The following is a 23,588-nucleotide window of genomic DNA, read 5'->3' on the forward strand; positions in this document are numbered from 1 at the left end:
CATGCAACTTGGTGTGTGTTATTACCCGGAACAATGGCCCCGTTCAATGTGGGCCGACGATGCAAAACGCATGGCCGAACTTGGTATCACGCACGTGCGAATCGCGGAATTTGCGTGGAGCCGGATGGAACCGCGGGCCGGCGAATTCGCCTGGGAATGGCTTGACGAAGCCATCGAGACGCTGGCCTCCGCGGGGCTCAAAGTCGTGCTGGGTACACCGTCCGCGTCGCCGCCGAAATGGCTAGTCGATGCGCATCCGGACGTGTTGCCGGTGCGGGCGGATGGCGTGCGCTGGAACTTCGGTTCGCGTCGCCATTACGATATTTCCAGCGACATTTATCGGCGCGAGTGCGTTCGGTTTGTCACGGCAATGGCAGAGCGCTACGGGAGCAATCCCGCTATTGTTGCTTGGCAGACCGACAACGAACTCGGTTGTCACGATACCGTGCCGAGTTATTCCCCCGCCGCATTGAAGCGCTTTCACGCGTGGCTGCAGCGTCGCTATGAGAGCGTCAACGCGCTTAACGAAGCGTGGGGCAACGTGTTCTGGAGTATGGAATATCCGTCATTCGATGCAATCGGTTTGCCGAACCTGACACCGACCGACGCCAACCCGATTCATCTGCTCGACTTTCGTCGCTTCATGTCAGATGAGGTGGCGAGTTTTCATCGCGAGCAGGTCGAGGTGCTGCGGCGGCATGCGCCTGATGCAGACCTGCTGCATAACTTCATGGGCTTTTTCACGACCTTCGATCATTATCGTTTTGCGGAAGATAGTGCGATCGATGTGGCCGCGTGGGACAGCTATCCCATTGCACGCACCGAATCGATCGCATTGCCAGAAGAGCAGAAAGCGCGTTACGCAAGGACGGCGCATCCCGACGTTTCGGCGTTCGATCACGATCGTTATCGATCCATCGGCCGGGGTCGTTTCTGGGTGATGGAGCAACAAGCGGGACCGGTGAACTGGGCGTTGTGGAATCCTGTGCCGGCCAAGGGCATGATTAGGCTTTGGGCTTATGAAGCGTTCGCGCACGGCGCGGAACTGGTCTCGTATTTCCGTTGGCGCCAGTGTCCGTTTGCGCAGGAACAAATGCACTCCGGGCTTAATCTGCCTAACAACGAATTGTCTCCAGGCGGTCTTGAAGTGCAGCAGGCGGCCCGCGAGATTGCGGCATCGGCGGCGTTGTCAGGACTCGGCGCACCGACTCGTGCAGCTACTGCGATCGTGTTCGACTACGAGACGCAATGGATGTTCGAGATTCAGCGTCACGGCAAGACCTTTGACTACCAGATGTTGGTGTTCGACTACTACGAGGCGCTGCGTGAACTCGGCCTGGATGTCGATATTGTTTCGAGCAAGGCCGATCTGTCGTCATATCGGCTGGTAGTCATCCCAAGTATCGCGGTGATTGATGAGACGCTTGTCGAACAGATAGAAAAGAGTTCTGCGCAATGGGTATTCGGTCCGAGGAGCGGTTCGAAGACGACTGAGTTCGCAATTCCGCCTGGCCTCCCGCCTGGCTCGCTGCAGAACGTATTGCCAATGCAGGTGCTGGAAGTCGAAACGCTGCGGCCGACACTCACGCCCTTGCTTTCTTTTGGTGGTCATCAGGGGCATGCCATGCATTGGCGGGAGCATGTCCGCGCCAATGGCGACGTGCGCGTTGACGCGCAGTTCGATGACGCATGGCCAGCCGTGCTAAGTCACGGAACGATTCGATATGTGGCGGCGTGGCTGTCGCACGGATTGCATCGTGCGGTGCTGGCGCAAGCGGCGAAGGAGGCCGGCATCGAGACGCAATTGCTGGTCGACGGCTTGCGAGTTCGTCGCCGAGGCGATCTGACATTCGCGTTCAACTTTGGTGCGATGCAGGTTCAAGCGCCCGCACCGGTCGATGCGACGTTTGTGCTTGGGCAGCGGCAGCTTGCAACGGGCGATGTCTGCGCGTGGAAAAGCGCGCAGACTGGTTAAGCTAACCTGCGTTCCCGGCTTATTCCGCATCGAGCCAGGAATCGAGACCCACGCGGAAGGCGACGGCCGCAATCACCGGGACGGTCAGCATCATGACTATGCCGAAGTTCTCGATCATGTCGCCGTACATGATCGGTTTGTACAGAACAATGCCCGACACAATAACGAAGGCGATAAAGCCCATCACCACCATCAGGATGCTGCGCAGCGCGCGAGACGGCTGCCAGTGCTTCGGTTTGCGCGGGGCGGCAGCAGGCTGCCCCGCATTCGGCGAAGTGTTGGGTTTAGATTTTTCGTTATTTTCTGGCATGGCGCAGCTAGGTGAGGAACGGCCGAATTCGGAGATGACGCGCTGAACTCGGGCGTTGCAATTGGAATATGTCAAGGCGGCGGGTAATACCCATCGTAACAACTCCCCATACAACGATTGTGGCACAGGCGGAGTTCCCCAAGCACAACGCCTCTGGCTTATCCCGTCGCAACGCAACTGTTTGTCGCTGAGCGGTGCTTTCATTTGCCATTCAACCAGCGGCTTCACGCCGATCCACGCCGCGACTACTTATCGTAAAGGAGGGACTAAAATGACTGTAGGCGCTAACTGATGCGCCCTAACATGACTTCTTCGTAGAGGAAAACGTGAATTCGTTGCTTGCAGGCAGATGTCTTTGCGGCGCGGTCCAATACGCGGTGAAGGACGAGTTCGTTTATGCATTGAACTGCCATTGTTCAAACTGCCGCCGTGCGACGGGTTCCGCGTTCAAGCCATTTGCGGGTATCCAGAGCAACAAGTTGGAGGTCACTCAGGGTCAAGATGACCTGTTGATTTTTGGCGACAAGAATGCAGGTCACGATGCTCATTGCAAGTTCTGCGGAAGCCTTTTGTTTTCCGTCGTTCGTGAAGGCGAGTTTGCTCACGTCACACTAGGAACGCTTAGCGACACTCCGAGTATTCGCCCAACCGCCCATATTTTCGTCGGCTCCAAAGCGCCGTGGCATACCATTACCGACGAATTGCCACAGTACGACGAATTTGGCTAGTGCGGCCGAGCTGATGATCGCAGTCGATCAGCGCAACGCGTCGATGATCCTGGCCAAGACCAAATTCGCGCCGCGATCTCCTGCATGCATCAGCCCGTCACGCCAACGTCAGGCCGGCAGTTCCATCACCTGTCCGCTTCGGTTCTTCACGCTCGGCCGCTCCGACACCTTTGCCTGCCACGCGGACAACGCTGAACAATCATCGGGAATCGCAATGCCTGCGACGCTGGCGTGCATGAGCGCGGCGTAAGCCGTGATATCTGCCATGGAGAAATTATCGCCGGCCACGTAAGGGCGGGTCTTGAGCACGGTGTCGAAGTACTTCATGCCGCGCACGAACTTCTCCTGGTTGCGCTCACCCCATGCCTTCCTGTGAGCCCATTCAGGACTCTTGTAGGCTTCCAGGCGGGCGCCCAGTCCCGGGGTTGCATGGTGGAAGTAGATACCGACAGCATCGATGAGTTGATCGTCGGCCCGCTTTTGCATCATGTGAATGACCGCTTTCTCCTTCGGCGTCTTGCCCGTCAGCGTAGGGTTTCCATCCAGATTGTCGAGGTATTCGGTAATCGCAACACATTCCGAAATGAACGTGCCGTCGTCGAGTTCAAGCACGGGAACCGTGCCGGCCGGATTGATGGCGAGAAACGCGTCCTGCTTGTGCTCAGCCGCGAACAGATCCACCTTCACGAATTCAATCTGGGAATCCAGTCCTTTCTCGGCAAGAACGATACGAATGCGGGCGGGATTCGGGAAGCCAGGGGTGTCGTAAATTCTCATGATCGATCCTTTAGGTTATCTATCGATAGGTTAGGTGGAGGACCGAATCATGGGGTGAGCAAATCGCGATGTCAAGGGCTATCTATCGATAGGTTAACGGAATGATTGCGCTTATCTACCGATAGAGATACACTGCGGTCAACGATCGACTTGTGAACAAAGGCTCCTGATGACCACCACAGATACCAAAGAACGAATCATGAGCGTGGCGCGGCTCATGGTGCAGGCGCACGGCTACAACGCGTTGAGCTTTCGTGAAATCGGAAAAGAAGTAGGGGTGTCCAGTGCGAGCATCCACCACCACTTCGCCACCAAGGGCGACCTTGGCGCCGCTCTGGCCCAACGCTATACCGACGACGGCAGCGCAGCACTTGAAAAACTGCTCGCTACGTCCAAAGACGCTCACAAATGCATGATCGCTTACACGGGCATCTTTCGTGCGGCGTTGGTCAATGACAATCGGATGTGCCTGGTTGGAATCATGTCCGCCGAATACGAAGGCTTGCCTGTGGAAGTGCGGGCAGAGGTGGATCGTTTCACCAACGTCAACGTCAAGTGGTTGACTGAAATTCTCTCGCTTAGAAAGGCGAAGACGGGAAAGGATGCAATTCAGCACCGGGCGCTTGCGATCTTTGCTGCAATCGGAGGTGCTCAACTCGTGGCGAGAGGGCGGGGTGACATCGGCATGTTTGATCGTGCGGTTACGGCATATCGGGCAGCCGGCCTGTTCCCTTGATCCAGGCTCAGCACCTTGCACTCAGTTTTTCAAGCTGGATTCAGAGGACCGAAGAGGGAACACGAACATAGCGGCCACGAGACCTATTGCTCCGCCGAGAAGCGTCTCCCAGGCGCGTGCCGCAAGCAGGGGAATTGAATGCACGCCGCTTGCCGCGAGCGTCACGATCAACGTGAAAGCGAACGCCGCGCAGGCAATGTCGTAGCGCTCCGGTAACGCCATTGCATAGACGATCATGGCAGCCGCGGCCGCAACCCAGATTAGCAGCGGCGCGTGCTCGGCGACTGGCAAACAAGCAAGGCCTAACGGAACGCCGATCAATGTGCCAAGAATACGGCGATGCACGCGCTGTTTGGTGCCGGTCGCCGATCCCGCGACCACGTAAGTGCATGCGGTAATCGCCCAGGCAGATTCCTCGAGGCTGAACAAGCCGTTCAGGATCACGATGATCAACGCGCCCGTGGCCGCCTGTAATCCCATGAAAAACTCGGGCGAGTATCGACGGAAACCGGGCGCCATGCCTGCCGCGAGCGCCGGTATGGAAACGGGTCGCTCCGCAGGGCCGCTTAACACGCGTGGCACGATTGACGCCAGCGCGGCGATCAACGCGGCAATGACAATGGCCCACAGGTCGGTGATCGTCAGACGGACGCCGTAGGCGAGCAGCTCTCCGATATAAATTTGCGATCCGATTCCAGCCCCCAGCACGCCGAATCGCTTCAAATATCCGACCAGGAATGCGCCGCTTACAAGAATCAATTCCGGGCCCGCTCGTCCGGCGGTCTGCAATGGTTGAACAGACATCACGAAGAGGATTGCGCCTAGTGCGGCAGCGAAACTCAGCAGCGCGAGATCACGGCTCGACTCGGCGCGTGTCGTTTTTCCCTCGGACACGCTCGCCCAGAGCGCAAAGTTTCCAGCAAGGTAACCTAGAGATACGCTGCTCGGCACGCTGTGGGCAATATCCTGCAGCGTCCCGAGCGCAGCGGCAATGCCATAGGCGGTCACGAGTCTCAACCCCTTGATGCGCCGATGTGTACCCGGATCGACATGGTCGAGCCAACGGCTAACTGCCGTTACCGGTCGCAGGATGCCCCGGCAATAATTCGCACCGTAGTCCCTGGAGCTTTGGGGGTCATCATTCATTGGCTTCACCGTGTTGTGTGCAAGGTTCGTTTGGCCAACAACGTAAAGCGGTTTATAGGGTCGCAGGAGAAACGGGAGTATCAACCGGGACGATGATTGACGAAGCCCGCAAAATCAGGCGCCCGATTTTGTCAGTCTATTTTATTTGGCGAGCGTTTTAAAGCGCACTTTCAATCCAGCTAACGCGTGGATTCGTGACATGGTCAGGTGATTAGCGTGGTTTGCTGCGCGTATTTTTCCGCGGGCTTCCAGCGCGAGGCGCTTCTTTTTCCGGCACGGCGCTGCCGCCGTTCATCTGCTCCATCCAGGACAAAGCGTCGATGTACGACATGAACTGCTGCAGATACCCTGGCGACAATTCGCGCATCAGCGAGAGCGAACGATGCACGAGGCTACTCGAATTGAGCGGACCGGCATTGCCGGGGACTTGCGCAAGCGACTGTCGAAATTGTCTCTCGGTACTGAGCTGGGTCCAGGTTTTCCTGAAGTACTCGAGCATCTCCATGTCTGGATAAGAGGAGCGGCCGTCAGCATTCGCCGCCGCACTGCGGCTCACATACTCAACCAGGCCGGCCAGCGAGTTACTAGCGGACTTGTCAACATCAGAGGTTACTAACTCGGCGTTTTCCAGATCGCCGGCATATTTTTCAATTAATCTGGATAGCTTAGCATCCAGAATGCGTCGCGCCTCGCCGCTATGGCTCGCCGCTCGCCGATCGAGCGCTTCCATAAAATGAAATCGAATAGGATCCAGCCGATCGGCGCCGTGCTCGCGCCATGCATCGAGCGTCGCACGGAATCCGCTCTCTACTGCCCTAACGTCGCTATTCACCGGACTTCACCGTTGCGCTCGACGGCCTTGGGACAGGCGCTATTTCCACTCGCCGGTTCTTTGCCCGTCCTTCGTTGTCGGCATTCGAGTTCACGGGCTGTTGCGAACCGAATGCGGCCGCGAATACCGAGGAGGAGGGCACGCCCGTATCAATCAACGCACGGGTTACGGTCAACGCGCGCTGAGCCGACAGTTCCCAGTTATCGGCAAAACGACGGTTACCCTCACGCAATTGCCGGTCATCGGTAAAACCGCTTACCATCAGGATCTGGTCGTTGGCCTGCAGATAAGCAGTCAACGGGCCAGCCAGACTTTTCAGCACATCCCGGCCTTCGGGCTGCAATTGATCGGAGTTGAGCGCGAACAGCACGCTGCCGTTGATGCCAATACGCCCGTTGACCAGCGTCACCCGGCCGGCTGCCAGCGGCCCGGCGAGCGCCTGCTCCAAAGTCTTGCGGCGTTGGGTTTCCAGCTGCCGCTGCTTGACCTCGTGTTCAAGCTTGGAAGACAACTCCAGTTGCACGCCAATGACACCCACCATGATCAGCATGAAGGCGCCCAGCAGCACTGACATCAAATCGGCGAAGACGGGCCATATTGGCGCGGTCGTCTCCACGCCGCCGTCGATATCCTCGCTCATTCGACCACGGCTCCATCTCCGGCAGACGCACGCCGGCCCCCGAGCCGCTGCATGTCTTCCACAATCTGCTTCTGCGACATCATGCTCAAGTCGATCACTTCCCGAGCCTGCGCCACGTAATAAGCAAGCTGTTCGTCGCTGCGCGCGAGTGACTTGTCCAGCGCGACTTCAATACGCTGCAGATGAGTCACGAGCTTTTCATTCGAATCGCCGAAGACCTGTACGGCCATGCCGAATGCTTCGCCCAGGCTCGCCACTTCGACCGCGCTGCCCGTGACCTGCGCGGCAGCGGCGCCGAGCTTGCCGGTTTCGGCCTCAACCTTGTCGGCGAACTGAGTGCCTACACGTTCCAGCAAACCCGCCGATGTCGAGACCAGCGCGTCAACGGCTGAACGCTGCTCGGTAGACGCATGGTTCACGGCGTCGAGCAGGGTTTCCAGCGTGGCCAGGAGACGGCTGCGTTCCTCGAGCATCGCGGTATCGCGGACCATGCTGTCGGAGAGCTTCTGGCGCAGTTCGGCCACGACTTCAGCCGCAGCCTTGGGTGCTTCCGATGCCGCTTGCACGAGCCGTTCGATTTCGGAGATCGTGCTGCTGGTATGCGCTTGCGTCTGGGCGGATAGTTCGCGCGCAGTCTGTTCCAGCGTGTCGCAAATCTCCTGCTGCCGGCTCGCGGTGCGCGTGCCAACCTGCTCCCATTCACGGCTGAGCGTGGCGGCCATCGAACCGAGCGTCTCGGTCCAGGCTGCCAGCCGTTGCAGGTCCCGCGATGCCAGTTCCGCCTGCAGGTTTGCCGCGGCCTTGGGCGCTTCCGATGCTGCTTGCACGAGCCGGTCGATTTCGGCGATCGTGTTGCTGGCGTGCGCCTGTGTTTGAGCCGAAATATCGCGTGCGGTTTGCGCCAGCGTGTCGCACATTTCCTGTTGCCGGGTCGCGGTGCGCGTGCCCGCCTGATCCCACTCGCGGCTCAGCGTAGAGGCCATGGAGCCGAGCGTCTCGGTCCAGACGGCGAGCCGCTCCTCGTCGCGTGATACGAGTTCGCCTTGTAGATCCACCTGCGATTGTTCAATCGTGCGCAACAGCGAAGCCGAATGCTGTTCGAAGGTCGCTGCGGCCGCAGCAAGCGCCTGCTGGTTGTGATTCGCCAGCTTTTCGCCGGCGAGTTCTTGCCGCGACAGCGCTTCGTTCCACGCCGCGGACACATTGCCGGCCGTGGCGTCCAGACGCGCGGAAACGCCGTCGAGCAGCCCAGCTGAACGTTGCTCGAAGGTGCCGGTGAATTGATCCAGCGATGTCCGCAGTTGCTGGACCAGCGCTTCGCTTGATCGCTGATGTCCCTCTAGCGCCTGATTCCAGATACCGGCTACGGTCGTGGTGCTCGCCTCGAAGCCGTTTGTCAGCCCGTCCAGTTGCTGCTGCACGGCATGGGCGACCGTTGCATGCAACGAAGCCGTCTCACGGGCGAGGCCCGCCATCGTGGCCTCCATGACTGGCTGCAGCGCTGCACCGGCGGCGCGCGTGCTGTCGGCGACGCTCTCCTTCAACGACCGTTCCACCGATGAAGCCAGCCGTGCGTAGGTCGCTTCGGTGTTCACATGGAAGGCATCCTGGCTGGCGATCTGCCGCGCGTTGACGGCGAGGTTCTGTTGCTCGATGGTCGCCATCATCATCTGCAGCCGGTTGACGAGTTCAGGCATCCCCTCGGCTTGCCGCTGCAGGAGCTTGAAGGTTTCCTCGCGCTGATGGGTCTGCGAGTAAATGCGTAACGTGGTCGCGATCTTTACGTCGAGCATCTGCCCGGCATCGATACGCTCACGCCGGCACAGTGCGGAAAGCAGCCCGAGCATGGCGGAGGTGGCCACGCCTGCAATCGAAGTGCCGAACGCAAATCCCAACCCTCTGACAGGTGCTGCCAGCGAGTCGCGGATAGCCTGCAGGTCCGTCGCGCTTTCCAGCGCCATGCCTGTGCCCCTCAGGGTCGCCACCATGCCCAGGAGCGTGCCCAGCATGCCCAGCAACACGAGCAAGCCGACCAGGTAAGACGCAAGCGCCGGGCCGGGCAAGGCTACACGCTCGCCCTCGATGCGCAGGCGCACCGCATTGCGCAAGCTGGGATGCAGCCGGTCGAGCCACGCGCCCAAGCCGGGCGGCGGTCCGGACAGATCCGCTACGGCAAGCGTCAACGTGGACGTGGCCTGGCTGTAGCGTCGCAACTCCAGCGCGCCGGCCAGATAGCAGGCGCCGATCAATAAAGTGACGGCCAGCGCCAGCGGGTTCGAGCCGATGTAGCCCGCTCCAATCCGGCACACAGCGGCCAGACCGACCAAAAAAACGACAAGATTCAGATATCTGGACATAGCGTCCCAGTTAGCTGGTGCGAAGAGCCGCGAGCAACCCTTCGACCGGTTGAAAACGAAGATCCAGTTCGGCCAGCAGCACGCTCTGCATATCTTTGCGGAACGCGTTCAGCCACGCGCCCGGCTTGATTGCCGGGGCGTCCTCCGGGGCTTGGGACGCGCTGGCATCGGCCAGTATTTCCCGCTCGGCCTTGCGTAAGCGCTCGAAGTGCCCGCCGAGCAACCCGGGCACTGTGGCGAGCAAACTCCGCTCTCGCGGACTTAGCGCGCGCTCCATGACGGCATCGACTTCCGCAAGCCGGATCATGGCGGGCGTCCTTGCGGCCAGTTTTATCCGCAGGCGAGCGCGCAGACTGCCGATACCCGTCTCCATCGTTTGCTGCATGGACAGATACGTCTGACGAAAAGCCGGATAGTCGATAGCATCGTCCACGGGTACTGTGTGCGAGGACGATTGCACCGACCCGTACCGCCTGGCGGCGGCAGACCCGCCACCGCCGGTGATGGCATTCGCCAGCGCACCGCGCACGCGAGCGCACTCGGTCTCCTCCGCGCTGCCAATGGCTTGCGCACCGGGGGTCGCGGAAGGCGGATTGCCGTTGAGCGCCGTGGACAGCGCGATGGCGTCTGTCCAATGGATCCATTGGCTCAGCCGGTCCGAGAGCGCTTGTCTGGATTCGGTAACTTCGACATCCGCTAGGCGAGCCAGTAGGCGAATGAGCGTCGAGCCGCTGAAAGCTGTGCGCTGAGGGGCTTGCACCATACCACCAGAGTCAAAAAGTTCGCTAGTTTACACGCGGACGGGATGGTGGCCGCCGTGTTGCGAAAAGCTGGGTGCGCGAGGGTGGGATTTTAGGGTGTTTGTCATGCTGTGTACGGTACCGGAATGCCGGGCCCGACATTTCCAGGGATCTGCCGTTAACGCGGCGCCCGCAGCATCTCCAGCCCGACGCGGCTATGATTATGAGCGGCAATCCATGCCAAACCACGAAAGGAGATGTCCGGATGATTCACGTCATTGCCACGATCACTGCATTACCCGGTTCACGCGATGCCGTCCTCGCTTTATTTCACAAGAACCGTCCGGCGGTGCTGGCGGAAAAGGGATGCATCAGCTATGAAGCGGTCATCGATGTACCCGACTTCGGTGGAATTCAGACACCGCTGGGTAATGACACGTTTGCCGTGATCGAACGCTGGGAAGGTGCCGATGCATTGAAGGCGCATGGCGCCTCCGCGCATATGGCTGAATACGGGCGCAACACCAAGGCGTTGCTCGCCAGCCGCGTGATTAATGTGCTGCAAGTCTGCTAAAGCACGGGTTCACATGCGCTTTAGCGGCTTATTTGGCAGCTTTGCGCATGAGCTGCTGCTTGAGAGTGTGTTTCGCTAATCGCCAACCGGTACTTGGTCAGTAATTCTTGACCTTGGCATGGACCAGATAAGGTAAATGGTCTTTAGTCAGCGGATTCATACGAAGCAGGTCTTCCGTCAGCTTTGGCCAACCACGGGGCGCACCGTATTCAAGCACACTCAATGCCGCGATGCGTGACGACCAACTGCGCAGGCATGCTGCTATTTCATCGCTATTGATACCCCACGGCATGGGCGGCAGCCGATAGTGCGGCGTTTGCATGACGCCCCACCGGGTCAACTGGGAGAACCATCGTGGAATGGCATCGAACACGATTTCAGCACCGGGGAAATGATCGACGATCTTGATAAACAAGCGGCGCACGGCTTCAGGGTCCAGATACATGAACAGGCCTTGAACCACGATGAATACATCGGGACCCGGCTCGATCTGTTCAATCCAGCCCGGCTCGAACACGCTTGCAGCAACATGGCGCATGCGTTCGGACGAAGGCAAAAAGTGCTCACGCAACGCGATCACAGCCGGCAAATCGACGGTGAGCCAGCGCATCTCGCCGTTGTCCACCCGATGAGCCTGCGTTTCGAGGCCTTCGCCAAGGGACACAATCATGCCATCCGGATGGCGTTCGAGCCATTGCTTCAACAATTGGTCGATTTGTGCTGCCCGCGCGGCAAACGAACCAACAGGTTCTCCAAAATGACGCTCGAAATCGTAATCGATGGCATCGCAGATACGCACGCCGTGCGGGTCGGTGAGAATGCCGTCAGCGCGGCGGGCTTCACATGCACGATCGTAAAGCGTCCACAGCGTTGTTTCCGACACGCCGTTCAGTTTGCACGGGACCTTCGAGGCACTGTCCACACTGTGAGTGCGCAACGGCTGATAGTCTCGACGAAGTGGCGGCCTTGACTCGGTGACTGTCAAAGCGCACCCAGACGTTTTGCATTCGCCGTTGCACGCTCGTGAATGGGTGCAAGGCTTTCCCGGACTACACGAGTGGTTGAACTGGCCAATTGCAAAGGATCGGCCGGAGAGGTTGCCGCGATCTTCAGCAGCGCTGCCTGGCATTCAATCCATTGCGTGGCGGATCGGCTTGACGCCAGGGCCGACGCCGCTTCCGACGCGGCCCAGATATGTTTGCTGGTGTCCATTGCCAGTGTCATACCCAGGCTCACCAATCCTGAACCCATCGCCTGAATCGATTCAGATGCAGCCTCGCTCTTTTCCCGGCTCATCAGGCTGAACTCAACCCGGTCGCGTTCATTGGGCAATGGGCCGGCCATCGCCATGCGGGTGGTGCGAACTTTAACGACTTGGGTGGTCGCGCTGAGCATTTCGCAGGTGTCGGTAAAAAGGCGCAACCAGTTGGTCGAAAGCTCACCGAGAGACGGCGAGAATGTGGCGGAAGTCATGAAGTGCTCCACGGATTAGACCATCTGCTACGGATACCTAATAAAGGTATCAATCGTAACGAAAAGAAGGGTGCGAATTAAGTCAGGGATGTGTCCGCTGCGGGAAATTGATGCGGGTCGCTTGAGTGCGCGATAAATGTCCGGCTTGTCCAGAGCATAGGCCGATAAATGCTGCATCGCAACAAGTCATTTGAAACTGAGGGCTGGTTCTTGGCAGGAAGCCAATCATGGGCGACGAACAGGATTGACGCGTCCGTCTTCTTTCACAGCAACCGATGTTTGATCCGGAAGCAAGCGCCGCACGAGTTCCGGGAAGCGGGTTTCATTTACGTCTTCAACGAAGCTTGCTCGCAATGCATCCGATGCCGGGCTGAGCGATCTTCCTGCAAGCTCCACGAATCCCACCGTACGCTCGATCCGAGGCGCGTCAATTGGAATGAACCGCAGCGCGTCGCGGTAACGCTGTTTCGCGAGGTAGGGCAGCACGGTAAGCCCCACGCCTCCCTCCACAGCGGCAAGCAGCGTGGTGGTATTGGCGATAAAGATCTCGTCCTGTACGGCCGCCGCTTCACGCACTTCTGGCGGCAAGGCGCGAAGCGTGCCGCTGTCGATCATCCGGTATCCCGACAGGTCGCTCCATTCAACATGCCGATGCCTGAAAAGCGCATGTCCGGAGTTCACGACCACGCACATGACGTCCGCGATCAGCGGCGTAAAACTCAGCTCGGATTCCTGCTCGGGCTCGCCCGCGATGCCAAAATCGATTGCGCCGGAGCGTACACGCTCGTGGATATACGCGGCGGTGCCGTCCTCCACGTGAAGCTGGATGCCGGGATAGCGCGCGGTGAACCGGCTGATCGCGCGCGGCAGTATTTCGTGCGCGATCGACGGCACGGCGGCGAGCCGCACGCTGCCGCCGCGTACACGCGCGACATCGATTGCGGCTGAAAGCGTGCGCTCGTAATGTTCCACGAGTTTCCTCGCTTCGCCATAAAACGTCGACCCAAAAGGCGTTGGCGTCGCATGGCTGCCCTTTTCGAATAGTGGAGCGCCGAGCGCGGTTTCCAGCTCCTTCATTGACAGCGATAAAGCCGGCTGGCTGCGAAATACGGCCTTTGCGGCAGCCTTGAAGCCGCCATGCTCGATGACGGATACGAAATGCCGCAACTGCGCGATCTTCACATCGGGGAAACGATCCATAGCGGGAATAAGTTTTCCAAATAACTTAATTAACGTAATTGGTTTTGATTATTTTACGCATATTCCTAGAATCGGTCACATGTCAAACGCATTGAGACCGATATGAATTCGCAGACTTTTTTGAACTGGATGGACGGCAGATGGGTAGCCGGCGAGACAGTTGTTGAGAACCGCAATCCCTCGGACACGGACGACCTGATTGGCCGCTACGCGCAGGCGACCAGCGCCCAAGTGCAGGGCGCCATAACCGCTGCGGCCATCGCGGAACCGGTTTGGGCCGCGACCGGACTCGAAAAGCGGCACGACGTGCTGCGCGCCATTGGCGATGAACTGATCGCCCGTAGCCAGGAACTTGGACGGGAGTTGGCGCGGGAAGAGGGGAAGACGCTGGCGGAAGGTGTGGGCGAGGTTTATCGCTCGGGCCAGTTTTTTCACTACTTCGCGGCTGAAGTCCTTCGGCAATTGGGCGGCAAAGCGGATTCCGTGCGCCCGGGTATCGAGATCGATATCCAGCGTGAACCGATCGGCGTTATCGGCGTCATTACGCCCTGGAATTTCCCGATGGCCACCGCCAGCTGGAAAATCGCGCCCGCCCTCGCGTTCGGTAATGCCGTGCTGTTCAAGCCTGCGAACCTGACGCCCGGCAGTGCGTGGGCGCTCACCGAAATCATCAGCCGCCAGGCGTTGCCGGCAGGCACCTTCAACCTGTTGATGGGCGCTGGCGCATCGGTCGGCAACGCGCTGGCGGCGTCGCGCTCAGTCAACGGAATTTCATTTACCGGATCGGTCGACACAGGCCGGCGAATCGCGGCCGTCGCTGCGCCGAACCTGATCAAGTTGCAGATGGAAATGGGCAGCAAGAACGCGCTTGTCGTACTTGACGATGCGGACATCGACCTCGCCGTCGGATGCGCGTTCCAGGGGGCGTATTCCGGCACGGGGCAAAAGTGTACGGCCTCGTCGCGGCTGATCGTGACGCACGCCGTGCACCGGACGTTCGTCGAACGGCTTACCGCAAAACTGCGCAGCGTGAAGGTGGGACGCGCGCTGGATGACGGCGTGCAGATGGGTCCGGTCGTCGATGGACGCCAGCTCGACCAGAATCTTCAGTACATCGAGATCGGCAAGCGCGAAGGCGCGCGGCTCGTGATCGGCGGCGAGCATCTTGCGCAGCCTGAACGCGCGTATTGCATGTCGCCGGCTCTGTTCGACGAGGGCCGCAACGACATGCAGCTCAATCGTGACGAAGTGTTCGGCCCGATCGCCTGCGTGATACCCGTGCGCGACTACGACGAAGCGCTGGCCGTTTCGAACGACACAGAGTTTGGTCTGACTGCGGGAGTCGTCACTCAATCGCTCAAGCACGCCACGCATTTCCGCCGCCATGCGCAGGCCGGATGCGTGATGGTGAATTTGCCGACTGCGGGAACCGACTATCACGTGCCGTTCGGCGGCCGCAAATCATCAAGTTACGGTCCGCGTGAGCAGGGCCCCAATGCGGCTGAGTTCTATACGACGCTGAAGACTTCTTACACACGCGCCTGACGGCTGGAGACACTTCATGACCTTGCATAGCTCCTTGCTTGTCGTCGACGGCACGCAGTACTCGAACTGGAACCTGCAGATCTTCGAAGAGATGCGCGCCGGCGGGGTTAGTGCTGTCAACGCGACCATCGTCTACTGGGAGAACGCGCGCGAAACACTGTCGCGCATTGCCGGGTGGAACGCGCTTTACGAACAGCACGGCGATCTTGTCATGCCGGCTCGCACGATGGACGACGTGTTGCGCGCAAAAAGTATCGGCAAGATTGCGATTCTGTACGGAATACAAAACTGTTCGCCGATTGAAGACGACATTGGCCTCGTCGAGGTCTTCCGCGATCTCGGCGTGCGCACCATGCAACTGACGTACAACAACCAGAGTCCGCTTGCGACCGGTTGCTATGAATTGTCTGACAGTGGAATCACGCGGTTTGGCCGGGTGGTGATCAAGGAAATGAACCGGGTCGGAATGGTCGTGGACATGTCGCATAGCGCCGAGCGCTCGACATTGGAGGCTATCGACATCTCGAACCAGCCGATCGTGATCAGCCACGCCAATCCGAGCTTTTTTCACGAAGCCAAACGCAACAAATCGGACGGTGTATTGCGTGCGTTGGCGGCACGCGGCGGTCTGGTTGGTTTCAGTCTCTATCCGTTCCATTTGAGAAACGGCAGCCGCTGCACGCCCGGAGAATTTACCGACATGGTGGCGCGCACGGTCGATCTGCTCGGCGTTGATCACGTTGGCATTGGCAGCGACCTGTGCCAAGGGCAACCGTACAGCGTGCTTGAGTGGATGCGCAACGGCCGCTGGAGCAAGGAGACGGATTTCGGCGAAGGAAGCGCGAACAATGCGGCATGGCCTGAACCCGTGAACTGGTTCCGATCCAGCGCAGACTTTCCGAACTTGACCTCCGCGCTGGACAAGGCAGGTTTTTCCGAAGCCGACGTTGCCAAGATCATGGGCGGCAACTGGATAAGAATTTTGCGCGATGCAGAGAACAGCCGTGACCGGCACGCGCCGGCAGCGGCGGGTGAGTCCGTCGTGAGTTAACCATCTCGCTACGTAGCCCTGAAAAAAATCACTCGACGCCACCTTGAACCAACGACGAATTGGACCTGGCGCCTCAACAACTTATCCTCCCGGAGGAGACATGGAAATTCCAACTACGCCGAGCATCGCAGCCAATCGCCCAGCATCGGAGCATCGCAAAGGGGGCATCGACTGGCCCATTTTCTGGATCAGCGGTGGATTTTTCCTGCTGTTCCTGATCGCGGCGCTGGTCAATCTGGGCTGGCTATCATCAGTTGTCGACACCGCATTCGGATGGGCCACAAGAGGCTTCGGACTCTACTGGCAAGTGCTGATGCTCGCTACCTTTTCGGTCAGCCTCGGCATTGCGTTCTCCAAGCTCGGACGTGTGAAACTGGGCGGCATCGGACAAGTTCCATCCAACTCGACCTTCAACTGGGTGGTCATCATCATGTGTGCGTTGCTGGCCGGCGGCGGCGCGTTCTGGGCGGCGGCCGAGCCTTTGATGCATTTCGTCAATCCGCCGCCTTTCTATGGAGTAGAGGGCAAGACGTATGCGGCAGGCGTTGCGGCGCTCTCGCAATCGTTCCTGCACTGGGGCTTTCTCGCATGGGCGGTACTGGGTAGCCTGCTGAGCATTGTGTTGATGCATTTGCATTACGACAAGGGCTTGCCGCTTGCGCCGCGCACCTTGTTGTATCCGCTGTTTGGCGAACGTGCGCTCAAAGGACCGATCGCGGCCATTGCCGATGCAACGTCGATCATCGCGGTTGCCGCCGGCACGATTGGACCGATCGGTTTTCTCGGTTTGCAGATCGCGTATGTGCTGCATTCCGTCTGGAACGTGCCCGATACTATCACCACGCAGGCGCTCGTTATCCTGGCGGTCACCGCCATCTTTACGGCGGCGTGTATCGCCGGTCTCGAAGGCTTGCGCTTTGTTTGCAAGATCCATGTGTGGCTGATGCTCGGGCTGGCTGCATTCCTCTACCTGTTCGGGCCGACGGCGTTTCTCACCACGGTTTTCTTCAAGGCATTTGCTATGCATATCGTCGATTTCGCGCAGACAGCGATGTATCGCGGCGACGGCAAGTGGCTCAATTCATGGACGCTCTTCTACTGGGGCTGGTTCATCGGCTATGCGCCAATCATGGCGATCTACGTTGCGAAGGTTTCGCGAGGCCGTACGATCCGGGAGGTAGTGGTGTTGCTGTCAATCGCAGCACCAATCATCACCATGCTGTGGTTCACGCTGGTCGGCGGAACGGGAATTGGCATTGAACTGAAGTCGCCGGGCGCGGTGATCGGCCACGGCACGCAACCTGAAGCGCTGTTGCTGGGCGTGGCTCAAGCCATGCCGCTACGCAACCTGATTTCCGCCCTGTTCCTGTTCCTCAGCTTCTTCTCGGTGGTGACCAACGGCGGTTCCATGGCCTATACCATCGCCATGGCGGTGACCGGGGATCGTGGGGAGCCTGGAAACTGGCTGAAGATTTTCTGGGCCGTGGGCATGGGTCTGGTGGGCGCGGTGCTGATCACGATGGGCGCGGGCGGCGTGAGTGCACTGCAGTCGTTCATTGTCATTACGGCGGTGCCTGTGTCTATCATCATCCTGCCCTCGCTGTGGGACGCTGTTCGCATAGCGCGCACGATGGCCGCAGAGCAAGGGGTGCACTGATGACAATCGACGAGATCATGGATGAAGAACAACAGCGGGCGCAGGGAGCCGGTGAGCCGGCGCGCGCAGTGGCCTTTCCTTGCGCGCCGTTACGCAGTCCGGACATCACGAATCGTCCTGAACGTCTTGGCGCGATGCACGGCACGCGCCTGAGCTTCGTGCGCTCACTGGTGCGGCGCATGGCGCACGACAACTGGCGTATCCGTGTCACGAACATGGATCTCGATGACAACGGATTCGGGGTTTGCATCTACACCATCGAAGCGTATGGCGAGCGCTACAGCCAGGTGATTTTCTCGCAATACCTCGATGACGCGGAGCGTACCGACCGCGTCATTGCGCAAAAGTGGGACATCACTTCGGCGTTGATTTGCGGTGTTCCAAGTGCTGCCGATATTGAGTATTTGCGTGGCAACGTGCCGTTGCAGGAAGCGGGACGGCTGCGTGCGAATGACCTGGTCCTGTGCCGCGCGAACAAGAGCGTGCGCAACTTCGGCTACGTTGCGGACTGCCTTGCCGCGGGCAGGCAACCGGACCCTGCCGCATTTGAACGGGTCGGTTATCTGATCCGTACGACAGCGGTGTACGGCAACGGAAAGTTCGGCATTGCGGATTATCCGAGGCTTGTCGATAGCCACGCATTCAACCGGGGCTTTTCGGCACAGATGTGTGCCGTATTCGTGCTGCGCGATTTCAGCGTGCGGCTGGTCGAACACGTTGCGTCACGCCGGAATCCGCGTACAGCGGTCAAGCTCGCGCACAGCTTTCGCCGCTATCTCGGGGTGGGTAATGCAACTGGTCTTGGCATGGCGCCGTTCCTTGTGCGCCATCCGGTACAGGTCGATCAGTGGATACGGGCACGCGAAACTGCGCTGGCGCGCGTGCTTGCGGTTGAAGTGGTCGAGCGTGACGTATTCGAGCGCGCCATGGCACTGATCGCGCGAGCGGGGCGTCACGTGGCGCAGGTTCATACAGACCATCCGCCGGAAGCAGCACGCAATGCGCTCATTATCGGCGAGCTGCCGCAGCTCGCGCGTGAACTGGAGATCACCTACGAACAGAAGAGCATGTTTCGCTGGAGCAAGTTGCTTGCGTGGGCCGATGAGCAACTCTCCTGTGCAACGCAGGAAATTCTCGTGACGGTGTTGATCGAGCTTTATCCGGGTCTGGTGGATTCCATCGAAACCGCGACGCCAGTCGATGACGTGTTGACACTTGATCCTGACATGTCGGTGGGCGAGTTGCTCCGGCTCGTCGAACGCGACTACGGATGGGTGATGAAGCAGCCCGCCGGGCAACGTGACGATGACCACTTCTTCTGGTACCGGTCAGCCGAGAAGGAGGAGCCCAGACTCGGCGTGCGTGCGCACGAAGCGGGCGCTGAGCTGGAACAGCCGCTGGACATTGCGTGTCAGGTCTGGCGGCTGCACACGAAGCTGAAGGCACAGGACGACAACGCTCGCACAGTCGCGGAGTTTGTCGCCGAGTGCCCTGAATATCGTGCCATTGTGCGGCGAATCCAGACGCTCGCATCGCGTGCTTACGGCGAAATCCGTCACAACCTGCTCGCGCAGGACATGCTGCCCATCGACCTGATGCGCGCCAAGCTCTCGATGTTCGGTGCAAGTAAGTTCGATCCGAAGTCGAACCTGTGGGTTCGGGTCACGCTATATCAGGGAGCACCGACGCTCGACGATCTGTCGCCGGACATGGTCGATGACTGGGCGTTTCCCTGCGTGCCGGGCGGCAACGAACGGGGAGGTGCATGACATGAAGATGGCAATCAACGAATTGAATTCGCTATGCCGCAGCGCGCTGGAAGGCAGCGGCTGGGAGCAAGGCGATTATGAGGACGCGGCGGACGCGGCTGTGTGGTTGCATGCGATTGGGTTGGATGGCATGGAGGCGATTGACAGACTTCTGGGTGTCGCGCGTCAGGAGGAATATGTTGTCGAACCGGCGCTTTCGGCCAGGCAGGGCGCAAGCGCGGAACACACGGCCTCTTGCAACGGGCTAGCGGGTTGCCTGCTTGCGTTCGAACTGGCGTGGGCGAGGGCGACGCAGGCGCGCACGGGTACGGTGAGAATATTCAACGCGCTGTCTCCACGGCTGGCACTGTATGGCCTGAAGGTGATGTCCTCCCGCGGGCGTCGCTTCGATCTATCGTGGCGCGACAACGCGGGCCGGCATTTCGCCACGACGTCCGGGCACGACAACTATCCGCGCTACCTGGGTTTCAATGCAAGTGCGAGCGAAACGTCGTCGGAAATCACGGTGTGGTGTGGAGTGGACGGGGCCACATTCAAAGGGATTACTGTTCCAGAGCAAGACGTCGCCGGAGCCGTCGACGCAGTGGAATTCGATGCGCGTTATCGCGACGCGCTTTGGCGTGGGATTGAAGTCGATGCTGCGCATATCGACCGGCTGATCGCGTGGAAGAGCAAGGTGCTCGTCCCGGAATCTCTGGCGTCACGAGCACACGGCGCGGGAGGCGCGGACGATGGATTCTGATACCACCGATATGCATTCCACTGTTGCAAGCAACGTGCGTGCAATCGAGACCGGGCTGCCGGCAAGTCCAACGCAGCTCTTCGAATGGGCTGTGCTCGGCAACGGCACGCTTTATACAGCGCAGATACCGATAGGTCCAGATGGCGCCGTTGTAACGGGTGGTATTGACGAGCAGGCGCGTCAGGTGTTTGAGAATTTGCGGCAGACACTGAGCGCGGCCGGAGCGTCGCATCGCGATGTCGCGCAGATCCTGATTTATGTGACGGATCGCACGTGGTTGCCGGCTGTCAACGCGGTGTACCGGGGGCATTTCTCAGCGCCGTTTCCAAACCGGGCGTCGATTGTTGTCGCTGGATTGGCGCGGGAAGAGATGTTGATTGAGATCGTGGCGTATGCGTGTCCGCCGCTCGAAAAAGCCCGCCGTATAGGCGATGCCCGCGCCATTTAATGCAACGCCGCCCACGCGCAAGAGCGTGGGCGGCCAGGCTAGCGAAGTCGCTGCATGAGAAAGGAAATATCCCCAGCCTGAAATAGATACGAAATAGCCAGCGAATTCAGCGCCAGTCAGATGAACCGAGCGCCTTACACCCCACCTCAGACCGGCGGTAGCAAGCAACGTGTTTGTTGGGCCCGGCATGATCAGCACGATAACGCAACCTAACGTCATCAGCGCGGCACTCGAAGTTGAAAGCATGGATTGGCGGTAGGAAAGCGGGGACTCAGGTTATTGGAAAGCATTGGGTATGTCGGCATTGCCACCAATCAGCGCGCAGAAAGATTTCTTTTAGCTCATTCAAGTTGTTGAGTGAGATATGCGATTGTCGGTGATCCGGATCGCAATGTCGAACGGCCGAAGCGGGCGCGAGCATGAACTGGCTATTTCAATGCGTCAGGTACCAGCCATATGATCAGCATTCCTATCGATAACGCTTAGAACGCATACGAGACAGGCACTTGACCCCGACCGTCATCCAAGCGCCTCCCCAGTCTCCCGACGTAAAAGTGTCACTTGATTTTTTACATAAATAATAATATAAACACGAATCATTCCTATTTGTTAAACGAATGGAAGATGCGCATACCTCGAACCGGCTTGACGCCGGCATCCGGGATCGCGCTCGTATGCTCATTCAAGGGTTTATTACATGCGTCGGGGAAAAGGGGCGGGCAGGCGGTTGCAGCTCGCCAGAAGAGGTCCGGTCGTCAGCGCGTTGCTGGCAGCGGGCTTGATGGGCATCGCAGTACGGCCGGCAATGGCCGATACAACCGGCAGCACAGCAACTCCCACAACGGATGAGTCCAACGCCCAGCAACTACCGCCGGTAGCGGTCACCAGCCAGCGGGCGCACGGCTTTACGCCGGCATCTGTCGAAACCGGCCCGTATCGTGGAATGGATGTGCTCGACGTGCCCGCTACCGTGAACGTGGTGACGCGAAGCGTGATGGATGCCCAGGGCGACACCGGTCTCTACGACGCGCTGCGCAACGTGGCGGGGGTGACGCGCCAGCAACTCAGTGGTCTTGCTTACGACAACCTGTCAATTCGCGGCATCCCGCTCGATAACCGCGCCAGCTTTTACTTCAATGGGATCCTGCCGATCGATAACAACATCTGGATGCCGATGGAGGACAAGGAGCGCGTCGAAGTCTTGAAAGCGGCGTCCGCGCTCTATTACGGTTTTGCCGCACCAGCCGGCATCGTAAACATGGTGACCAAGCGCGCGGGCACCGAGTCGGTAACAAGCGTCTCGCTGCTCGGTGACTCGCGAGGGTCGTTCGGCATGCATGTCGACATCGCCCGCCGGTTCGGTACGGACGATCAGTTCGGGGTGCGTATCAATGCGATGGATGAACATGTCGAGGCTCCGATCGAGGGCGATCATGGATACCGCAAGTTCATCAGCGCAGCGCTCGACTGGCGTGTGAACAGCCGCCTGACGCTCCAGTACGATCTTGAACACATCGAGACCAGCATTGTCGAGCAAGCGGGTATCGTGCCGCTCGCGCCGAACAAACAGGGCGTCATTTCGTTGCCGGGTGTACCGAATCCGAACAAGCTGTTGTCGGGCGCAGGCTATCCGACGCGTTCAAGTGCTGACACGAACCTGTTCCGTGCCAACTACGCGCTGTCGGATAACTGGAGCGTGAATCTTGCTGCGGGCGAGTCCATCACGCGGCGCGATCGCTGGAACTGGGTCTTCCAGAAATACAACGTGACAACAGGTGCCGGCACCGTGCAGGCCACTCAGCAAAATGGCCAGCGGTACCAGAACGAGACGGTCCGCCTTGAAACGAATGGCGTGTTCAAGACCGGCTCGATCAGTCATGACCTGACGCTGGGCGTCTCGCAAGACTGGATGTATCAGCCGAATTTCACGTCCTACACGTTCACTGCGCCGCAAAATCTTTACAACCCTGTCGAGATCACCGCGCTGACGCCAAGCGGCACGCCCAAGCAGTTCTTCGCGCAGCATATTCGCAACGGCGGCGCGTATGTGTACGACCGGATCGACCTGACCTCACGGCTGCAATTTATCCCGGGAGTGCGGCAATCCGAATACGTCACATCGCAGGCGGGAACCCCTTACTCCGATATCAGCAGGACGACGCCTTCCGCTAGTCTGAGCTACAGAGTGACGCCGAACACCAGCGTCTACGCGAGCTACGTGGAGGCGCTGGAGTCAGAAGGCAGCGCCCCTGCCACCGCCGAAAACGCCAACCAGATCCTGCCTGCCGGCGTCAGCAAGCAGGAAGAAATCGGCATCCGGACGCGGGTCACGAACAACATGCTTGCGTCGGTCGCGTTGTTCAACCTGCGTCAGCCGGCGGCCGGCACGAATGCCGACAATGTTTTCGTGATGAACGGCAATGCAAGGTATCGAGGCGTCGAATTTTCGCTGCAAGGAGACGTGACGCGCGATCTGTCGGTCATCGCTTCCGCGGTGTATCTCGACGCGACCCAGGTCGACTCGCCCGATCCAACACTGATCGGCAAGACACCGGAAAACGCTGCCCACGTCACAGCGAGCGTGTTCGCCGACTATCGCATCCCAGCCGTCGCCGGGCTCTCGGTCAACGCGGGCATGTACTACATCGGGCCTCGCGCCGTGAACGATCTCGACCAGGCGTCCATAGGCGGCTACACGTTGTTGACCGCCGGCCTGCGCTACACCACGCGCATCTTCGGCAAGCGGGCAACGATCCAGGCGAACCTCGAAAACGCGACCAACAAGCGTTACTGGAGCGCAGTCGGATCGAACCAGATCGGTGTTGGCCTTGGGCGCACGCTCGAGCTCAGTTCCACATTCGACTTCTAGCGCTTCGCGCTTCCCCCTT

The 23,588-nt window shown here is 59.3% G+C and carries 21 protein-coding genes; 11 read left to right on the forward strand and 10 right to left on the reverse strand.

Going from position 1 to position 23,588, the window contains the following annotated elements; translation table 11 throughout:
* The first annotated feature begins 1 nt into the window (after position 1).
* Positions 2-1,975, forward strand: coding sequence for a beta-galactosidase (locus ACSQ83_RS10220; protein WP_436228035.1), 1,974 nt, complete (start codon positions 2-4; stop codon positions 1,973-1,975).
* Between the two features lie 19 nt (positions 1,976-1,994).
* Here ACSQ83_RS10220 and ACSQ83_RS10225 read toward each other — a convergent pair whose 3' ends face one another.
* Complete coding sequence (locus tag ACSQ83_RS10225; protein ID WP_436228036.1) at positions 1,995-2,489, reverse strand: hypothetical protein; 495 nt, start codon at positions 2,487-2,489, stop codon at positions 1,995-1,997.
* Between the two features lie 122 nt (positions 2,490-2,611).
* Between ACSQ83_RS10225 and ACSQ83_RS10230 the strand changes: the two genes are divergently transcribed.
* A complete protein-coding gene (locus ACSQ83_RS10230) occupies positions 2,612-3,013 on the forward strand; it encodes a GFA family protein (RefSeq protein WP_436228037.1) in 402 nt (133 codons plus the stop codon).
* A 108-nt stretch (positions 3,014-3,121) separates the two neighbouring features.
* Here the strand turns inward: ACSQ83_RS10230 and ACSQ83_RS10235 are convergent, their stop codons facing one another.
* Positions 3,122-3,790, reverse strand: a complete 669-nt coding sequence (locus tag ACSQ83_RS10235) for a glutathione S-transferase family protein (RefSeq protein WP_436228038.1) — start codon at positions 3,788-3,790, stop codon at positions 3,122-3,124.
* A gap of 169 nt (positions 3,791-3,959) precedes the next feature.
* On the opposite strand from ACSQ83_RS10235, the gene ACSQ83_RS10240 reads away from it, so the two are divergent.
* Positions 3,960-4,526 carry a TetR/AcrR family transcriptional regulator gene (locus ACSQ83_RS10240; protein WP_436228039.1) on the forward strand — a complete coding sequence of 189 codons (567 nt, stop codon included), beginning with the start codon at positions 3,960-3,962 and terminating at the stop codon, positions 4,524-4,526.
* Between the two features lie 21 nt (positions 4,527-4,547).
* Here the strand turns inward: ACSQ83_RS10240 and ACSQ83_RS10245 are convergent, their stop codons facing one another.
* The 5 genes from ACSQ83_RS10245 to ACSQ83_RS10265 all read right to left on the reverse strand — a co-directional run bounded on the left by ACSQ83_RS10245 (position 4,548) and on the right by ACSQ83_RS10265 (position 10,264).
* Positions 4,548-5,672, reverse strand: a complete 1,125-nt coding sequence (locus tag ACSQ83_RS10245) for an FUSC family protein (RefSeq protein WP_436228040.1) — start codon at positions 5,670-5,672, stop codon at positions 4,548-4,550.
* Between the two features lie 211 nt (positions 5,673-5,883).
* The gene (locus ACSQ83_RS10250; RefSeq protein ID WP_436228041.1) at positions 5,884-6,504 is read right to left on the reverse strand and encodes a DUF2894 domain-containing protein; all 621 of its coding nucleotides are present in this window, start codon (positions 6,502-6,504) and stop codon (positions 5,884-5,886) included.
* Positions 6,497-7,144: an OmpA family protein gene (locus tag ACSQ83_RS10255; protein WP_414968347.1), complete on the reverse strand. Its 648-nt coding sequence runs from the start codon at positions 7,142-7,144 to the stop codon at positions 6,497-6,499. The genes ACSQ83_RS10250 and ACSQ83_RS10255 overlap by 8 nt, the downstream gene beginning before the upstream one ends.
* Positions 7,141-9,501: a DUF802 domain-containing protein gene (locus ACSQ83_RS10260; RefSeq protein WP_436228042.1), complete on the reverse strand. Its 2,361-nt coding sequence runs from the start codon at positions 9,499-9,501 to the stop codon at positions 7,141-7,143. Before ACSQ83_RS10260 ends, ACSQ83_RS10255 begins: the two co-directional genes overlap by 4 nt.
* A gap of 10 nt (positions 9,502-9,511) precedes the next feature.
* On the reverse strand, positions 9,512-10,264 hold the full coding sequence (locus tag ACSQ83_RS10265) for a DUF3348 domain-containing protein (RefSeq protein WP_436228043.1): 753 nt from the start codon (positions 10,262-10,264) through the stop codon (positions 9,512-9,514).
* A 242-nt stretch (positions 10,265-10,506) separates the two neighbouring features.
* Here ACSQ83_RS10265 and ACSQ83_RS10270 point away from each other — a divergent pair, with 242 nt between their 5' ends.
* Positions 10,507-10,815, forward strand: a complete 309-nt coding sequence (locus tag ACSQ83_RS10270; protein WP_414951760.1) for a putative quinol monooxygenase — start codon at positions 10,507-10,509, stop codon at positions 10,813-10,815.
* 97 nt (positions 10,816-10,912) lie between these two features.
* Here ACSQ83_RS10270 and ACSQ83_RS10275 read toward each other — a convergent pair whose 3' ends face one another.
* The 3 genes from ACSQ83_RS10275 to ACSQ83_RS10285 all read right to left on the reverse strand — a co-directional run bounded on the left by ACSQ83_RS10275 (position 10,913) and on the right by ACSQ83_RS10285 (position 13,488).
* The gene (locus tag ACSQ83_RS10275; RefSeq protein ID WP_436228044.1) at positions 10,913-11,698 is read right to left on the reverse strand and encodes a class I SAM-dependent methyltransferase; all 786 of its coding nucleotides are present in this window, start codon (positions 11,696-11,698) and stop codon (positions 10,913-10,915) included.
* Between the two features lie 98 nt (positions 11,699-11,796).
* The gene (locus ACSQ83_RS10280) at positions 11,797-12,300 is read right to left on the reverse strand and encodes a polyhydroxyalkanoate granule-associated phasin (RefSeq protein ID WP_414951762.1); all 504 of its coding nucleotides are present in this window, start codon (positions 12,298-12,300) and stop codon (positions 11,797-11,799) included.
* A 213-nt stretch (positions 12,301-12,513) separates the two neighbouring features.
* Entirely contained in the window at positions 12,514-13,488 is a 975-nt protein-coding gene (locus tag ACSQ83_RS10285) for a LysR family transcriptional regulator (RefSeq protein ID WP_436228045.1), read from the reverse strand.
* A 102-nt stretch (positions 13,489-13,590) separates the two neighbouring features.
* Between ACSQ83_RS10285 and ACSQ83_RS10290 the strand changes: the two genes are divergently transcribed.
* The 7 genes from ACSQ83_RS10290 to ACSQ83_RS10320 all read left to right on the forward strand — a co-directional run bounded on the left by ACSQ83_RS10290 (position 13,591) and on the right by ACSQ83_RS10320 (position 23,569).
* Positions 13,591-15,033 (forward strand): aldehyde dehydrogenase family protein, encoded by a 1,443-nt coding sequence (locus ACSQ83_RS10290; RefSeq protein WP_436228046.1) that lies wholly within the window; start codon positions 13,591-13,593, stop codon positions 15,031-15,033.
* A 16-nt stretch (positions 15,034-15,049) separates the two neighbouring features.
* Complete coding sequence (locus tag ACSQ83_RS10295; protein ID WP_436228047.1) at positions 15,050-16,084, forward strand: dipeptidase; 1,035 nt, start codon at positions 15,050-15,052, stop codon at positions 16,082-16,084.
* A 100-nt stretch (positions 16,085-16,184) separates the two neighbouring features.
* Complete coding sequence (locus tag ACSQ83_RS10300) at positions 16,185-17,741, forward strand: BCCT family transporter (protein ID WP_414951766.1); 1,557 nt, start codon at positions 16,185-16,187, stop codon at positions 17,739-17,741.
* Positions 17,741-19,510: a hypothetical protein gene (locus ACSQ83_RS10305; protein WP_436228048.1), complete on the forward strand. Its 1,770-nt coding sequence runs from the start codon at positions 17,741-17,743 to the stop codon at positions 19,508-19,510. Before ACSQ83_RS10300 ends, ACSQ83_RS10305 begins: the two co-directional genes overlap by 1 nt.
* Position 19,511: 1 nt before the next feature.
* Positions 19,512-20,252 (forward strand): DUF3726 domain-containing protein, encoded by a 741-nt coding sequence (locus ACSQ83_RS10310; protein WP_436228049.1) that lies wholly within the window; start codon positions 19,512-19,514, stop codon positions 20,250-20,252.
* Positions 20,242-20,700: a RidA family protein gene (locus ACSQ83_RS10315; protein WP_436228050.1), complete on the forward strand. Its 459-nt coding sequence runs from the start codon at positions 20,242-20,244 to the stop codon at positions 20,698-20,700. Before ACSQ83_RS10310 ends, ACSQ83_RS10315 begins: the two co-directional genes overlap by 11 nt.
* 697 nt (positions 20,701-21,397) lie before the next feature.
* The gene (locus ACSQ83_RS10320) at positions 21,398-23,569 is read left to right on the forward strand and encodes a TonB-dependent siderophore receptor (RefSeq protein ID WP_414951770.1); all 2,172 of its coding nucleotides are present in this window, start codon (positions 21,398-21,400) and stop codon (positions 23,567-23,569) included.
* Positions 23,570-23,588: the final 19 nt, after the last annotated feature.

The organism is Caballeronia sp. LjRoot29 (assembly GCF_964252755.1).
Taxonomy (GTDB): Bacteria; Pseudomonadota; Gammaproteobacteria; order Burkholderiales; family Burkholderiaceae; genus Caballeronia.